Below are 16,982 nucleotides of genomic sequence, written 5' to 3'. Positions count from 1 at the left end.
ATGCCTGTGATAGTAGCTATGCTGAAAGTTATTTTTGTAGTTAACAGTAGATAGCCTGGGGTTTGTTATCCCTGACTTGGTAATAAAAAATGCTGCTTAGTCCCAAACAATTTAGAAATTTTAAATTAACTTTATTACTTTCACAGGGTAAACCGGTTAGTAAGGTGAGGATCATTAGGGAACTGAATTGTTCGGAGCCTACGTTAACACGTGCATTGCGGGAATTGAGAGATCTTTACTGTGCGGATATCCGGTTTAGCAAAATGGGCAATACTTATCAGTTAGTGGATAAAGGGATCCTGACCAGGAAAGATGTGAGAAGGATTGAAGAACTCCTTGTGCAGCATCTCAGTTGTAAATCTGAAGACGCCACCAGCCATGTCTTTCTGGATAAAGAGAAAAAAAAGCCGGTTTCCCTATCTCTAAGAATGTCTGTCATCAGAAAAATTGATAGTTTGGCTAATCGTCTGGAAACAACCCGAAGTGATGTCGTTGAAACGGTCGTGGATAGGTTTATTGAAAAATTGCTCAAAGAGTCCGTGAAAGGAAGTTCATCGAAGAGGCGAATTCCGTAATGCCAGCCGGTTGGATTCAACTGGCATCAGGGCGATGATTGTGGGTTGGCTTGTTCGCTTACTGTTTGATCGCTTAATGATTGTGGCGTGTAAGTTTATCCAGATATCCCATCACAAATGCGGACAAAACAAAGGTGAGGTGAATAATGACATACCACATAAGTTTATTGTCCGGCACATTTTTGGCATCCATAAAGACGCGCAGCAAATGAATGGAGGAAATGGCGACAATTGAGGCTGCAACTTTATTTTTGAGTGAGGTCGCATCCATTTTCCCCAACCAGCTTAATTTCTCCTTGCTTTCGTGAATATCCAGGCTTGAAACAAAGTTTTCATAGCCAGAAAACATCACCATTACCAGCAACCCGCCAACCAGAGCCATATCAACCAGGGAAAGCAACGTCAGGATGAGGTCGGATTCTGTAATGTAAAGAAGGTTCGGCAGGATATGCATGATTTCCAGAAAGAACTTAACCGCAAGGGCAAATAATGCCAATGATAAACCGAAATAAACCGGTGCAAGTAGCCAGCGGGAGGAATACATTGTGTTTTCGAGAAAGCGTTCCATTGTGTTTTTTATGTGTTGCAAAAGGGGCAATAGTATAGATCAAGAGTGTGAAAGCTATGAAATACATATCGCAGCTATAGCAGAATCAACATAACCTGACACACTCGATGTGCTCGGTGAACACCTCATCAACTGAACATCTTTTTTGTCTTCTTATCGCTTTTGCCCCACCCCATTTGTGTTCTATGGGATTCAAGTCCGGACTATAAGCGGGCAGCCACTCTAATTGATATTGACTCTCTGCTATCGCTTGTATCGTATCAAGTCGTTTATGAAAACGCGCATTATCCATGACTATCACGGCACCGTGTGGGAGTTTGGGCAATAAATCCTGCGTCACCCACGCATGAAAGACATCGGCGTTAATGTTGCCAGTAAATAAGCTTAAGGTGATGAACGTATTTTCGAGAATGGCTCCAATCACGTTAATACGGCCTTTCGCGTGCCAATCCTGTGTACCAAAACAACGCTGCCCTTTCTCTGAATACCCGTATATCCGTGGCATTGACTGCGCGAAACCACTTTCATCCAAATACACAATCGGTTTGCCTTCCTGTTTATAGCCGCTGATGCGCTCGACAAACGCCTGACGAAGCTGAGGATCAGCGCGAGGATGTTTTAAGGTTTTTTTTATGAGTGAGGCGAAGCCGTTTCAACGCGTAATGAATCGCCGATTGTGAGACCCCTAAGCGCTTTGCTCTTTCCCATTGATAGTCATCAGGAAAATTTTGGACATCCGCGATGAGCACCTCATCAGGAATTTTCATGGGAGGCTTATCACGCGTCATGCAAGGTTCTATTTTATGACTCCACCGGAACAGGGTACGAATAGAAATCTCAAAATGGGCACTCGTTTGTTCGAAAGTCAACGAATGCTTATCTTTGTATGCCAGTACTCTTTTTCGAAAATCTAGACTGTAACCCATTTCACTTTATGCCTTGTCATTTTGGATTTGGATATTATGACATATTAGTATGATTTTGCTATAAGTGCCCAACGATGAACTATACATGGTCAGAAAATAGTAAATGACTATCATTGCTATCAGATAATCCCAGAGCTTGTAGCATGGTGCCAAGTTTCACCCCTGTTTCTTGCCATTCAGCATGGGGTTGTGAATCAGCAACGATGCCTGCTCCTGCAAAGAGTCGCATAGGGTTTTCGAATCATTCCCCACAACGAAGGGTAACAACCCATTCACCATTTTCCTTGGCATCACACCAACCGCTGGGAACAGGAACTGCTGACCCCTGTATTAAAGAAAGCGTTCGCCTTTTTTAGGATTTCCTTTTCCATCCTTAACTGTTTGTTTTCTTCTCGAAGTTTCAGCAACTCCTGTCGCTCACCAGAGGTTAGGATTCCGGGTTGGAATTGCTCGACATGTTGTTTCCGCCAGACATGTAGCAATTTTTTGGAGACCCCTAAGGATTCAGCGGCTTGTGGGACACAATAACCTTGTTCTATACCAATCTAACTTCAAGATGCGCCTTATATTTCCCCGCGCAGCGGGGAAATATAAGGCCTCGCGTCGTCTTGCGGATTGCAACTTGACGTTTATCGAGTATATAAATATAGTTTTTAATTAGTTATAGGGAGAGGGAATATCCTCTCCCTCTCATCTTTTTATTGCGCATCTAAACATTCATAATAAAAAATTTCTATTAATCCGTTAAATTTACGTAATCCTGTGGTTTTAATCACGGATGGAGTTGCTTTCATATGGTTCTAAGACATTTAAAGATTTAAAAAATAGCGTGGAGGTCTTTTTATAGTAAGTGAATTGTTCTTCTTGAAAATTTTGATGGTAATTAAAAATTAACTTTTGAAATTTTTAACAAAATAATTAAACTATATCATTATTATGAATCGTAAATTTTAGAGGCTTATGTGATGGGTAACGAAAAAAAAGTAGTTTTTTTTATTATTTTAATTGTATCTATATTTACTGCATTTATTGGATTTATAGTTCATGTTATTAACGTTGAGTTGTTAATGCCATACATTAGAAGTGAAGTAAATAACGTATCTGTTTTACCCTCTTGGGATGTTAGGTACTTAGCTGCATTCACAAGTATAGAAACAGGTTTTGGTATAACAATCTTGTATATATTCATAAAAAGGGGTATGCCTACATCTAATTCTTTCACAAGAGGAATTATTATGTGGTTACTTGAATTGGCGATCATGGGTAGACTAGTTCGGCAACCACTAATGGATTTTGCTATAGGAAACTCTTTCTTAATATCTATATTGCAAAACTCAATATCATGGATTAATTGGTTTTTCATTTGCCTTATAACTACATTTTTATATGATTATTTAATTAAATTATGGTGTAAAAATAATAATGGATAACGAAAGACAATTGGTGATTCCAAATCGGAAGAAGTGCACGACAAAGTGATAGGGACGTTTATTGAGCGTGAAAACTACATTTAGCGGGTAATCCACCCATTCAATACATGACCTACCATAGAAGCAGGCTTCTACGTTCGGGCACGAAATTTGCCAATCAGGGTTAACGAAAATAAAGAACCATTCCAATGTTTCAGAATAACATCATGGAATGTTATGGTTTGGTTAAAATTTATTAAAATAAGGGTTGATTAAATGTGGCATTTTATAGTGAGTATTGGTGGTGTAAATAGTGTAGGTGATGGCTTTGATTAAACCCGCTTTCTTTTGATAACAATCTAAAAAACAGCACGCCTTTTTAATCTGTCCCTGCTTTTTAGACAACGATCACCTTGATGGTTTCAAGCTGCCTACACAATAAAAAACATAAGAGCTGGCATTTTTGCAAATCAACAATGGATGGTGACTAACATGAATAAGAGATACAGAATACCCTGGAACACTCTGGCTTCCTCTCGTTTATCCGTCAAAACCCAATCACGAGTACTTTCTCACGCGATAGCTTGTTGTTTGGCCGCAGCCAGTGCAGGCACCTATGCGGAAAATTATGTTGAGAAAGGACGGATTGGCGATCCGGCCAGTTGGCGTTCCAGTGAGTTTTCGGGCCAATGGGGACTGGGTGCTATTCACGCTGATGAGGCCTATGCCAGAGGCTATACCGGTAAAGGGATCAAATTAGGCATATTTGATCAGGCCGTTTATGCCAAACATCCTGAGTTTATGGGAAAAGATAAGGTCACCAACTTAAAAACTTCGGGGATACGTGAATATACCGATCCCTATATTCCGGTGAAAAAAGGTGATTCATTCACTTATGATGGCACGCCGTCCGTGGATAGGTACGGGAGGCTAGGAACACATGGCGTCCATGTTGCAGGCATAGCGGCAGCTAACAGGGATGGCAGAGAGATGCATGGCGTGGCTTATAACGCCCAAATATTCACCGCGGATAACGGTGATCCCGGCCCTGAAGATGGCATTATCTTAGGCAATGATGGTGGTGTTTATCAGGCTGGTTGGAATGCCTTGATAGGCAGTGGTGCCCGTATCATTAACAACAGCTGGGGGATTGGTATTGATAGGGAACTTGAGAGAGGCGGGAAAGATCCGAATGCAGCCCATTTTACCCTGGCTGAAGCCCGGATGCAGTTTGATGAAATCAAACCGATTTTGGGGACAAAACCGGGGGGAGCATATCAGGGAGCAATTGATGCTGCCCGTAGCGGTATTGTGACAATTTTTGCTGCTGGCAATAGTAATAACTACAGTAATCCAGATGCTATTGCGGGCCTGGCTTGGTTTGTGCCAGAGATTGCACCAAACTGGTTGACAGTAGCAAGCTTGCAAAAAGATCCAAAGAGTACCCATAGCGTGCCTTATATCATCAGCGATTTTTCCTCCCGCTGTGGCTATACGGCCAGTCTTTGTGTCAGCGCACCGGGTAGTGAGATCTATAGTTCAGTCATTAAGGGAACTGGAATAGATGATATGACTACCGGCTATGACAGTTATAGCGGAACCTCAATGGCTGCACCACACGCGGGTGGTAGTATTGCGGTATTGATGGAGCGTTTTCCCTATATGAGCGGCGAGCAAGTCGCTTCCGTGCTTCGTACTACGGCGACTGACATGGGGGAAAAGGGTATTGATGAGCTTTACGGCTGGGGATTGATCAACCTCGGTAAAGCAATAAATGGCCCTGGCATGTTCTATACCGCAGAGGATATTCCTGAAAAACTCCGTATACCAGATCCTGACGGAGTCGCCTACGGCAAGGGGCAGTTTATCGCTGATATTCCGGGTGTTGGTGCCGTACTCGATAAGGATAAACCGACTGAACGCATCTGTGATGCGGGTCAGTGTGCTCAGGATCAATGGAGCAATGATATCAGTGGTCATGGTGGATTAACTAAACAAGGTAGAGGTGCGCTGACTCTCAGTGGCCAGAATACCTATTCTGGTCCAACACGGGTCAAACAGGGATTACTGAACGTGAGCGGTAGTGTCTCTTCTGGCGTATCCGTCATGGAAAGTGGCACGCTTGGTGGGAATGGGACGGTGGGGACGCTCAATGTGCAGCGTGGCGGGACGGTAGCACCGGGTAACTCTATAGGTACGCTTAAGGTTGCCGAAAAAATTACCTTTGAACCCGGTTCTCATTACGCTGTTGAAATCGCTTCCGATGGGCGCAGTGACAACATTCAGGTTGAAAAAAGGGCACAGATCGATGGCGGAAAAGTTACCGTTTCCCTTGAGAATACGGCGAACTTGCTTTCTTTTGAAGAAGTGCGAAGCCTGACGGGTCAGCAATACACTATTCTTAGCGCGAAGCAGAATATCAATGGCCGTTTTGATGATGTCGTCCCGAATTATCTCTTTCTGGGTGCTGGATTGTCTTATCAGCCTGATGAAGTCACTCTCCATGTTGGGCGTAATGAGACGGCTTTTGTCGATTTTGCTAAGACACAGAATGAACGCGCAGTGGCTGCTGCCGCTGATACCCTTGGTATGGATAATCCGGTTTACGAAAGTATCTTAGCCAGTCGTTTTGCGGAACAGGCCCGCTCTGCATTCCGTCAGCTTGATGGACAAATCCACGCTGATATTGCGTCTCAGTTGGTTAGTGACAGCCGTTATTTGCGTGATACCTTGAATTCTCGTTTGAGTCAGATTGAAGGCTATTCATTTTCGCCTGATATTCATGAAGACAAGAACGGTGCATGGGTTCGACTGCTTGGTGCATGGAGCCACGCTTCTGGTACAGCGAATGCGACGGGCTATCAGGCTTCCAACTATGGTTTATTCCTTGGCGCGGATGCTCTTATTGATGAATACAGCCGTCTTGGTATCGCAACGGGTTATACCCGTACTTCCCTTGATAGCGGTAACAGTGTGACTGCTGACAGTAATAACTATCACCTCGCTCTTTATGGTGACCGTCAATTTGGTGACTTTGTTTTGCGAGCCAATAGCGGATTCACGTGGCACCGTATTGATACCAAACGCTTTATCAGCTATGGCAGTCAGCGTGATAGTGAGAATGCCCGGTACAGTGGACGAACAACACAATTATCCGCAGAACTTGCTTACCCTCTGCCGACAGGGGTTGTGAATTTGGAGCCATTCGTTAACTTGGCTTACGTCAATTTCCGCAATGAAGGTATTAACGAAGATGGTGCTGCCGCCGCACTTCGTGGTAACAGCCAACATACGGAAGCCACTCTTTCCACATTGGGATTACGTGCCAATCATAGCTGGCAGACTGCATGGGGTTCTTCAATGACCCTAAAGGGAGAATTAGGCTGGCAACACCAATACGGTGAACGTGAACGAGCAACAGGTTTATCGTTCCGTGGCAGTAACACAACGTTTGTGACTCACAGCGTGCCTGCTTCTCGTGATGGTGTGGTGCTAAAAGCTAACGCGGAGATGAGTGCAAGTAATAACGTTTCATTCACGCTTGGCTATAGTGGATTGCTCTCCAGCGGTCATCAGGACAATAGTATGAATATCGGTTTTAGATGGCAATTCTGATGATGGGCGGGCTGTAAACATTCGATAAAATATGTGGAGTCAGTGATGCTGGCTTCACTATATTTCTTATGGTTTTATTGTGGTGTCATAAATGCCATTTCTATTAATGCCCTTTCTCCTGGTTAATAACTCCATAATTGAAGAGTCTCATTTTCACTTTATCCAAAGCTTGCATGTGAACTTTTGCAAGATTGGCGTCTGGCGATGGGCGTTACATATGGTCAGCGAACTCTTCTCCGTTAATGCTTCAAGATAATCTCTTTGATGTTACTACTATCATTCTGTATCTTGCGAATATCAGTGAATAGGATGTTTATCACTGACTGTTAAATCAGAATCCAGTTTCGTCAATGGAAATTCAAGAGGTTGTGATAGTTACTATTACATTTGCAATTATTTTTACAACAATAAGTTAACGATTATTATGACATACCGTTTATCATCTAAAGATATTTGGGCATTGGGCTTTATAACCTTTGCCCTGTTCGTCGGGACAAGAAATATCATCCTGCCTATGGTTCACCTGCAAGCAGGTGAGCATGTTCGGCGCACTGCTGCTGGTTTTTTGCTCACGGTTATGGGCCTGAGTACATGTGCTAACACAGTATTTATTCGGGGGTTAGCATGAGTCAACAATGGACATCCCGTCTGGGGCACATATTAGCAGCAACCGGCTCTGCCGTTGGCATTGGTGCCATTTGGAAATTCTCGTATGTTTCAGCAACAAATGGCGGCGGTGCGTTTCTGGTTGTATTTTTATTGTTTAGCTTTGTGATTGGATTAGCGGTTCTGTTGGCTGAGAACATGCTGGGAAGCAGTACGGGTGAAGTGGCCGTTAATGCGTTTAAAAAATTACTGGGTAAACACTGGGGGTGGGTTGGCCTTATCGGTGTATTCAGTTCATGGTGTATCTATAGCTTCTACAGTGTTGTCGGTGGCTGGACTATAGGCTACACGGTGATGGCAAGTACAGGGAAATTGAATATTACAGATGTTTCTCAACTGACATCTATTTTCACCAATTTCATCAGCAATCCGTGGTGGCCGATAATCGCCCATCTGGCCTTTTCAGGGCTAACCTGTTTCGTTGTATTATCGGGTGTGCAAAAAGGTTTGGAAAAATCAGTTAAGGTCATGATGCCACTGTTATTTTTGATCATGATAGTGTTAATTATTATTGGCATCCGTTTACCTGGCTCATCAGAAGGGTTAAAATTATTCTTATACCCAGACTTTAATAGCTTGACCGGAAAAGGTGTTTTAGATGCATTAGGGCTGGCATTTTTTTCACTGTCTATTGGTTTAGGGATCCACATTACGTACAGTTCCTATTTGCCTAATAACAAAGGCATTGGTAAATCGAGTATTTGGGTTGTCAGTCTCTCCTGCTTGGTCTGTATATTGGCTGGTCTGATGATTTTTCCTGCTTTGGCTGCTGCTGGTTTAAAACCAAATGCGGGACCTGGATTAACGTTTATGACGATGCCAATTTATTTCGCCAGTCTTCCTGGTGGCTCAATCTTAGCCGTCATTTTCTTTTTATTATTATTAATGGCCGCACTGACCTCAGCAATTTCATTACTTGAGCACATCGTTGCTTATGTTCAGACGCGTTTTCAATGGTCGCGCCGTAAAACAAGCTTAATAGTCACGGCATCGATTATGTTAATGGGGATACCTGTTTCCTTATCTTTTGGTCCTCTAAGTCACGTCACATTAGGTGGAAAATCCATCTTCGACATGCTGGACTTTATTACTTCCAATGTCCTCATGCCATTATTCGGGATTATCATCTGCCTCGTATTTGGTTGGTCACGTAAGGTCAATGCACTAATACCGGATAACATGTCATTGCGCAAGCGTCAGTGTTTACGCTTTATATGGCGATATGTCGGACCTTTATGTATCGGGGTGATTTTGGTACACGGACTTATTTGATTGTGTTAAGTATCATCTTTCATCCATTTTTATTTGATAGAGAATGATACTGCAATTTTGCGACACTGTTGCATTTTAGGTGAAAATTTAAACGGGCGAGTTTATCCACCAAAACCGCCCGTTAGCTGTCATCAAAACGCCTAAAATCGCCGGATCCCTCAAATGGAAGGTGTGCTTATATTCTTAAGCATGAAACGGGGCTATGGGTTTTTCTGGTCACGTATTCAACCCGTTGATGATTATGTATCATCGCTCTTTTTTCGGAGAGATTAAATGGCGACGGTTGAAATAAAATGTCGATTTTGTCAGCAAACGGAATTCGTCAAAAAACACGATAAAGGCGATGCAGGGCATCAACGCTATCCATAACCAAACTGTTGAACCGTAAAACACTCGGTTACTCAAAATCCCCGGAGAGGCATGACAAAGTTATCGGCACTTTTATCAAAAGGGAATACTCTATTTAAGGCGGCTCAACGGGGTGAATACGTGATCCATCACTCCAATTATTTAAATAAATTCATGTCATGAAGTAGTCTTATAAAAAATAGATCAATGAAAATAATTTGTTGTTATTTTGATGGATTTTTTATCTTTTATTTATATAATTTTAATTAATGGGATATTTATTTTTATTATTTTATTGGAAATACTTTAATACGTGGTCTAATATTTATATATACCAATATTGATTATGGGTGTCGCTATCAATTTTTAATTGAATGCAGTGTGTCATATTGGGTGTGAATTTTAATTTAATTAATAATATTGTATTTTTATGGTATTATTCTCAGTGTATTTCTATATTGCATTGTGGAAAAATCAAAGAATCATCAGGGTAATCAGTTATTTTGTTCTTTCCCAGAGGGAAATCATAATGAAAACACAACTAAAGAATAATTTATCTAAAAAAATAGAAGGGTTGCCTACCTTTAATATTGTGGTATCTGATGGTCGCCGAGAAGGTGTGCTATTCGCGAATGGAAATATGCAACTTGGTATTGTGATTAATATACAAGCTACGACGGATAATTATGATGAGGAAGTAAAATTATCTGATGAACAATTAAATAGTATTGAATTGGTTAATAAAATAACAGATGAAAAATTATCGAGTGAGTGGTCATACAGTTCTGAGGAAAATGATTATTTGCACCAGTTTCCACAACAAGGCCTGACAGAAAACACAAATTTATCACCTGATGAAATAGATTCATTCAATAATAAACCTGAAGCTCAGAAAAAAATTTATTGGCTAAAAACAACAGCAATTGAAACCATCGAAATAATAGCAAGAGTGACATTGGATGGGAAAACATTTTTATCAGATGATGAACATGGCAAGGGATCCCACATTTCTGTTACGGGGCGAAAAGAAATTATTTATCATGCTAATGGTCTGGTGAGGCAAACAGAAAAAAATGTCGCTAATGGTACATATAAATGTAAAGTGACCACTGTTGAACCCGGTGGTCCATTTGTTAGCCCACGTACAGTAATTGAATTTGAGGATCTGGAATGGATTCAAGATAATCATTACATCTATATTAATGATAGTTATAACTTTTCTGTTCATGATGTTGATATTAAAAATACGATAAACGACAACGATATTTCCAGATATGATTACCGAAGGTTTACTCATCATACAAAAGATGATCAACTTTATCTTTGGTTTCTGTGGGGGAAATATAAAGCCAAGAGAACGGCTGGCGCTGATTATCAGTCTAAAAAAGATTATTTTAGTGATTCTGGTATCTCTATAACCAGGGAAGCGACCCCACAAGTAGAAATAGACACAACACCACGTACTGATGTTGTTAGTTTGAGTCGACTTTATTTCAAAAAACCAATAAACAATTTTTGGGTTGATGAAGCTAACCAGGTTCCACAATTTAAATTTCGTGATATTTATGGCAATGAATCAGTCTGGCTAAAAATTATCATGGATGTCTCGGATAGTGAGAACGAATTTCACCTACAGGAGGGGTAAAACGGTCTATAGAGTTTTAACGACCAAAATATTCTGTTCTCAAAGAAAGATAGGTGACAAAGATGAGTGATAATTTTTTCTCCCAGGCCGCTAATTTTCAGAGCACAGCAACGGGCCGTGTCGATCCGCGTACCGGGTTATTTAATTACGCGATGCCGCTGGCACACCTTATCGGCAATAACCAGCTTGGTCCAGAGCAGACTTTTGCACTGTCTTATAGCCCGCTCAATTCGAGCGATATTGGTTTTGGCATCGGTTTTTCGCTGGGACTCACGCACTATGATGCTGAAAACCGGTTGTTAATGCTTTCAACCGGCGAACGGTATAAAGTATTTGAAACCGATGACCGGGTCTTTTTGAAACAATACAAACAGGATGTTATTCGGTTTGAAAAAGATGTCGGACAAAATGTTTACCGAGTGATCCATAAATCCGGTCAGGTGGAAATACTGACCGGTCCCCGGAATCTCTGTGATCTCAAAATCCCCACTCACATTATCAACCCACTGGGGTGTACTCTGACACTGAACTGGGATTATGGAATGGGGGGAATCCCCCGCCTTGTTACAGTATCAGACGAAAATCAGGTGCTGTTAAAAATCCAGTATAAAGCGGCTATCTATACCCGTATTATGGTCTGGCCCGACACACCGGAATCTTATGTTATCCGGTTAGACTTTGAGAATGACCGGGTTACTCATATCCATAATGAGGCGGGTGACCAAACATTAAGCTGGGAACTGGGGTATGACTCAGACAGCGGGTTCTTAACCCGGATTTCATCACCGACCGGCATTGCTGAATTTGTGGATTACGATTTTGAGGGGCATGACTTCCCTAGTCACGCCCATCTACCGCCGTTGCCTTATGTCACCCGACACACTCAACAAACTAAGCGAAATCCTGATGTCATCAGGAACTATGAATATACCGAATATAATTTTCTGGGGTATGGCAGTCATGAGAGCTGGAATGAGGATGATGACTATCTCTACGGTGTCCTGACAAATTATCACTATGGCTCAACCGAGCATTGGAATAATGGCACAGAACAGCGGCATATTACCCGGCTTTACAATAATTACCATCTGCTGATTTCAGAAAACGTGCAGCAAAACAGCTGTCAGCGTCAGCACGAGACAAAATATTATGCCCGCATTGGACAGAGTTTTGATAACCAGCAGCCGCAGTTCCAGTTACCGCAATCCGCTACTGTGCGTTTTATCAGTGACAGTGGCCAGCGGGAAGAAGTGACGCAGACTGAATTTGATGCGGCGGGCAACCCGACCGTTCAGGTAGCGCCGGACGGCACCCGTACTGAATGGGTATATTACCCAGTAGAAGGGGAAGCCGACCTGTGCCCGGCAGATCCGCACGGGTTTGTGCGTTACGTGAAATCTAAAACAGTAACGCCAGCACCGACAGCTGGCTATGACGATGCACCGGTGCATCAGGTGCACTATCGTTATGATACCTTATCCACCCGTTCCGGCAGCCCGAACTCATATGCTGTGGTGTGTACCCGGCAAGAAATGTACAGCGGCAGTCAGTTACTGCAAGCCAGCCAAACGCATTATGTGGATCAGCCAGATCAGCCTCACTACCACGGGCGGCTGGCATTGATTGAAGTAACGGTCTACAGTGTGCCGGATAACACTTCAACGGACACCCCGCAGCACTGGACCAGCCAGAAGCGTTTCAGCTACAGCCTGGCAGACGGAGAGCTGCAAAGTACCATGCAGTGGTGCGGACATGACGGGCTGACCGTCAGTGGCATGCAGGTAATATCGTGTGTCAGTGGAAAAATCTTGCGTGAACAAGACCCGTTGAGTTGTACGGCACACTATACCTATGATGCACTGGGACGCCTGCTGAAACATGTGAATAATGCCGACACGGATTACGCCCGCGATACTCAGTTTACTTATACTATTGAAGAAGATAACGTGCTCACCACCACCCAACAGGATGTCTGGGGCAATCAGATGCGCACCCGGCTTGACGGAAAAGGACAGTCTTATCAGCAGGAAATACTGGCGAAAGGGCAGGAAGCGGCGGGCTGGCGTCAGGTTTCAGACACCGAACGGGACAGCTGGGGACGGGTTATCGCGAAAACGTACCATGACTGGTTACCAATGGGAACAGATCCAGAAAAAGAGGCACAGGCCAGGCCGGTTTCCATTCGTCAGCAAACCACTTACGACAACTGGGGGCAACCTTGCCGGGTAACGGATGACACCGGAAAACGGTTGCGGCAGGAGTATGATCCGGTCACTCTGACGACTCGGCATCAAACGGAAGCGGATGGCCTGTCGTTCGGTTATACAGAAGCCGTCTACGACCTGCGGCACCAGCCGTTGACCGTAACGCAATATGACAGTCAGGGACAACAGGTCAGCCAGCAAAAGAACGATTATGACGGACTGGGCCGATTACGCGCCACGGTGGATGCGCAGGGGCAGAAGACCGAATACCGTTATGATGTATTTAACCGGGTATCAGTGATCCAGTACAGCGATGGCACCATAGTGCGCAAAAGTTATGCGCCGTTCAGCGTCGGTGCGTTACTGACGCAGATAGAAGCCGACGGAAAAGTGCTGGGTATCCGTGAGTTTGACAGCCTGCACAGGGCGATATCTACCACGGTTGGCGACCGTACCCAACGGGCGACCTATCAGACCAGTAATCCTGCACCGGCAACGATCACCGATGCGCAGGGGCAGACATCGCAGCAGCAGTACGAACCCCTGCTGGGCAACGCGTTGCTCCAGATGATCACGGCGGGTATCCAACAGAACTTTACCTATGAGGCTAAAACCGGCGCGATGATTCGGGCGGTGACGGCACAGCAGGTTACTCAGCAACTCAGTTATACCCCTGCCGGGCAGTTACAGCAAGAAAGTGTGTGTTTTGACGATCCCGGCGCGGGAGCGGTTCGGAACGCAGAATACAGTTACTCGCCGGCTGGCAGACTGACGGAATACCGGGGATTTTCAACGGCAGAAAGCCGAAGCCGGCGGCTGCGTTTTGATACGCTGGGGCGGCCGGTTGAAATGGCTGACGATGCCCTCCGCATGACCTTTTCCTATGATGCCGCCAGCCGGGTTAACCTCTGGACGATACAGGATAAAAAAACAACGCAGCAACTGATGACCACGCTGAACTGGGATGATTTTGGCCGGGAAACGGAACGCCGGATCGAAAGCGATACTGACATATTGACACTGACGCAGACCCATACCGTTATCGGTCAGTTAGCGAGCCGGATGACCCGATCACAACAGGCCGGCCTGTTACGGCAGGAAAGCTACACTTACGATACTGCCCGCCGCTGGCTGACTGATTATCAGTGCACAGGGAGCGAGTGCCCACGGGATGCTTATGGTATGACACTGGCTCGCCAGCAGTTCACTTATGATCGGCTGGGTAATATCCTGACCTGTATCACCACGCTGACGGATGGCAGCAGTGATACGGCGACGTTCAGTTACAGCCCGTCCGATACCTGCCAGTTACAGCGTATTACTCATACCCATCCGGGCTATCCGGCGGAAATCACTCTGGCTTACGATAAGAATGGGCGGCTGATCCGGGATGAGACCGGGCGAGAGCTTACCTACGATGCGCTGGGCAGGCTCACATCAGCCAAGCTGAACGAAAACACTTGTGATTACGGGTACGATGCGGCAGGCCGGCTGGCACTGCAACGGCTGAACGGTACGCAGACGCAGGAACTGTATTATCAGGGCAACATGCGGGTGATGGAAGTGCTGCGGGAAAGCGGGGCAGAAACCCAGCGAGTACAGGCGAACGGGGTGCTGGCGGCAACAGTCACCGACAGTGGCATACACTTACTGGGTACTGACGGGCAGGGCAGTGTGCTGATGAGACAACAGCATCCTGATACCCTGACCCGCTATCGCTACACGCCGTATGGACAGCAGGCAACAGACGAACAGGACTCCGTTCAGCCAGCGTATACCGGGGAAGCCTTCGATCCGGTGGGCGGCGGTTATCATCTGGGCAATGGCTACCGTACCTACAATCCGGTACTGATGCGGTTTACCGCCCCGGACAGCTTAAGTCCGTTTGGTGCCGGAGGGCTGAACCCATATGCATACTGTTTGGGTGATCCGATAAACCGGAGCGATCCCAGCGGGCAAATGAGCATAGGCAGTATTCTGGGCATTGTCTTTGGGACGATAGGTTTGGTCATCGGGCTGGCAACGGTGATCCCGACGGGAGGTGCGTCTCTGACTCTTAGCAGCGCGATTTTAGCGGGGATCGGCTTTTTGGGCGATGCCACCGGGATTGCCAGTGCGGTGATGGAAGAGAGCAACCCGCAGAAATCAGCGGTGCTGGGCTGGGTATCCCTCGCTCTGGGGGCATTAAGTTTGGGCAGTGGGCTGCTGGGCGGGCTGGCGCGGGGAATGCGGCAGACCGGTGAAAGGTTGACCGAGAGTTTTTCTCATGGGCTGAGTGGCAGAGGTGCGGCGGCGGCGGGAAGTAGTCATAGTTACACTACGGCTGGCGCTCAGGCTGTCATGGAAACAGAGTATGTACGCGGTTTCAGACAGATTAAGGATCTGGTTGGCAGTGATATTGTGGAAGTCAGAGGTAATAACCCGATAAATAATATCGAAATTAATATAGATAGACTGACTAATACAGTTGAGAGTCACGAGTATCAAGAAATTTTTGGAAATGTTTTGAAATTAGGTTTTTGGGAAACTTCCAGAAGGGATATATGGAGAATAAATAATACTGTTCCAGTAACTTTTCTAGCTGGACAAAGTGCCCATGTGAATATTACAGATAATATTTATTTAAGGTTATATGGACAATTTATTACTGATAATTCTGCTGTAACACACGTTACCAATACTAATCTAATACGTTCAATCATTGATTGTCATTTTACAACTCACACCCCTTTTGATGATTCAATAATGTCGCTAATACTACAAGTGTGGCAGATGAGCAACTATAGAGGGGCGTTTAAAGATTGGGCAGCCGCTGACTTAACACTGAGATTTCCTCAGCAAGAACATAGGATACAACAAATAATAAATTCTATTTATCTTCAGGAATCATTTGTTTTTTCTTTTTTATATAATATGTTTTTTTAGCTGTTGATATTGAATTTTATAATGATTTTGAGGTTAATGATTGTGAGTTAAAAATGCATTAATGCTTAATCAGCTTATACTCAATAAACTTTAAATTGCAAGCCGAAAGACGACGCGAGGTCTTATTTTTCACCGCTGCGCGGGGAAATATAACACGCATCTTGAAGTTGGATTGGTATATTATTCTTATGCCTAAGAATATGATAAATAAAATAATATATTTTGGCTGTTGTTTTTTTCTCCATTTATGGAATATAAAAGAGGATAATATTATGAACGAAGTAGAACAAAATGAAATAAAATTTAAAATCATTGAGGATTTTAAACAATATGCAAAGGATAAATTGGAACCCAATGTTATTGGTGAGGCCGTAAAAAGAATAGCTTCTTCAAGTAATGATAAATATTACACGACAGGTGATGTACAAGGCATCGTTTTTTTCCTACTGTTTAGCCTGGAAGTAAATATTGATAAAAAGTCTTTTAGTGGGAAGGCCGGTGGGCTGACTTCTCCCGGTTTTGCCTGGATGGAAGGCTATGTTTATACAGAAGATTTAGGTAAAGTTTATTCTGATACTGTCAGTTTCGAGTTTAATGCCTCGCCCGTATACTTTAGTTTACTTTTCTTTGATTCACACAGTCATTTGCTTGGTCATTTCCAAAGCGCCGCTATTTCCACTATATCAGGCATTGGTGGTGGATCAGGTTCATGGAGTTAATGATTTATCATATGCAATTTCAGTTAAGTCCAATGATGAGTAGAGTGCTATACTCGATAAACTTCAAGTTGCCATCCGCAAGACGCCGCGAGGCCTTATATTTCCCCGCA

General features: G+C 44.1%; 11 protein-coding genes and 5 pseudogenes. 11 read left to right on the top strand and 5 right to left on the bottom strand.

Annotated elements, in window-relative coordinates:
* Positions 1–89: 89 nt before the first annotated feature.
* The gene (locus tag PXH59_RS11980) at positions 90–575 is read left to right on the top strand and encodes a tellurium resistance protein TerW (protein WP_285808515.1); all 486 of its coding nucleotides are present in this window, start codon (positions 90–92) and stop codon (positions 573–575) included.
* A gap of 73 nt (positions 576–648) precedes the next feature.
* On the opposite strand, the gene PXH59_RS11975 is transcribed toward PXH59_RS11980, so the two are convergent.
* The 5 genes and pseudogenes from PXH59_RS11975 to PXH59_RS20105 form a co-directional block, all read right to left on the bottom strand.
* On the bottom strand, positions 649–1,143 hold the full coding sequence (locus tag PXH59_RS11975; protein ID WP_047771279.1) for a TIGR00645 family protein: 495 nt from the start codon (positions 1,141–1,143) through the stop codon (positions 649–651).
* A gap of 85 nt (positions 1,144–1,228) precedes the next feature.
* Entirely contained in the window at positions 1,229–1,777 is a 549-nt protein-coding gene (locus PXH59_RS11970) for an IS630 family transposase (protein WP_285811610.1), read from the bottom strand.
* Positions 1,746–2,069, bottom strand: coding sequence for an IS630 transposase-related protein (locus tag PXH59_RS11965; RefSeq protein WP_285808283.1), 324 nt, complete (start codon positions 2,067–2,069; stop codon positions 1,746–1,748). Before PXH59_RS11965 ends, PXH59_RS11970 begins: the two co-directional genes overlap by 32 nt.
* 79 nt (positions 2,070–2,148) lie before the next feature.
* Positions 2,149–2,370, bottom strand: a pseudogene (locus PXH59_RS11960) (chorismate-binding protein); the annotation flags it as partial.
* Positions 2,371–2,416: 46 nt separating this feature from the next.
* Positions 2,417–2,608: pseudogene (locus PXH59_RS20105) on the bottom strand (transposase); the annotation flags it as partial.
* 426 nt (positions 2,609–3,034) lie between these two features.
* Between PXH59_RS20105 and PXH59_RS11955 the strand changes: the two are divergent.
* The 10 genes and pseudogenes from PXH59_RS11955 (at position 3,035) to PXH59_RS11915 (ending at position 16,872) form a co-directional block, all read left to right on the top strand.
* Positions 3,035–3,499, top strand: a complete 465-nt coding sequence (locus tag PXH59_RS11955) for a hypothetical protein (protein WP_047771278.1) — start codon at positions 3,035–3,037, stop codon at positions 3,497–3,499.
* Positions 3,500–3,583 (top strand): annotated as a pseudogene (locus PXH59_RS11950) (IS1 family transposase); the annotation flags it as partial. It abuts the gene before it with no gap.
* 387 nt (positions 3,584–3,970) lie between these two features.
* Complete coding sequence (locus PXH59_RS11945; RefSeq protein ID WP_285808513.1) at positions 3,971–7,093, top strand: autotransporter outer membrane beta-barrel domain-containing protein; 3,123 nt, start codon at positions 3,971–3,973, stop codon at positions 7,091–7,093.
* 424 nt (positions 7,094–7,517) lie between these two features.
* Positions 7,518–7,679: pseudogene (locus tag PXH59_RS11940) on the top strand (branched-chain amino acid transport system II carrier protein); the annotation flags it as partial.
* A gap of 38 nt (positions 7,680–7,717) precedes the next feature.
* Complete coding sequence (locus tag PXH59_RS11935) at positions 7,718–9,031, top strand: sodium-dependent transporter (RefSeq protein ID WP_047771275.1); 1,314 nt, start codon at positions 7,718–7,720, stop codon at positions 9,029–9,031.
* A 273-nt stretch (positions 9,032–9,304) separates the two neighbouring features.
* Positions 9,305–9,400, top strand: a complete 96-nt coding sequence (locus tag PXH59_RS20100) for an IS1 family transposase (RefSeq protein WP_072059817.1) — start codon at positions 9,305–9,307, stop codon at positions 9,398–9,400.
* A 2-nt stretch (positions 9,401–9,402) separates the two neighbouring features.
* Positions 9,403–9,498, top strand: a pseudogene (locus PXH59_RS11930) (IS1 family transposase); the annotation flags it as partial.
* 410 nt (positions 9,499–9,908) lie between these two features.
* The gene (locus PXH59_RS11925) at positions 9,909–11,024 is read left to right on the top strand and encodes a hypothetical protein (protein WP_285808509.1); all 1,116 of its coding nucleotides are present in this window, start codon (positions 9,909–9,911) and stop codon (positions 11,022–11,024) included.
* 62 nt (positions 11,025–11,086) lie between these two features.
* Positions 11,087–16,153 carry an RHS repeat domain-containing protein gene (locus PXH59_RS11920; protein ID WP_285808508.1) on the top strand — a complete coding sequence of 1,689 codons (5,067 nt, stop codon included), beginning with the start codon at positions 11,087–11,089 and terminating at the stop codon, positions 16,151–16,153.
* Between the two features lie 272 nt (positions 16,154–16,425).
* Positions 16,426–16,872, top strand: coding sequence for a VapA/VapB family virulence-associated protein (locus tag PXH59_RS11915; RefSeq protein ID WP_047771271.1), 447 nt, complete (start codon positions 16,426–16,428; stop codon positions 16,870–16,872).
* The last annotated feature ends 110 nt before the right edge of the window (positions 16,873–16,982 follow it).

It is taken from the genome of Xenorhabdus bakwenae, from assembly GCF_030272115.1.
Classification (GTDB): domain Bacteria; phylum Pseudomonadota; class Gammaproteobacteria; order Enterobacterales; family Enterobacteriaceae; genus Xenorhabdus; species Xenorhabdus bakwenae.
The sequence above is the reverse complement of the archived record's forward strand: the minus strand, read 5'-3'. Positions and strand labels throughout refer to the sequence as shown.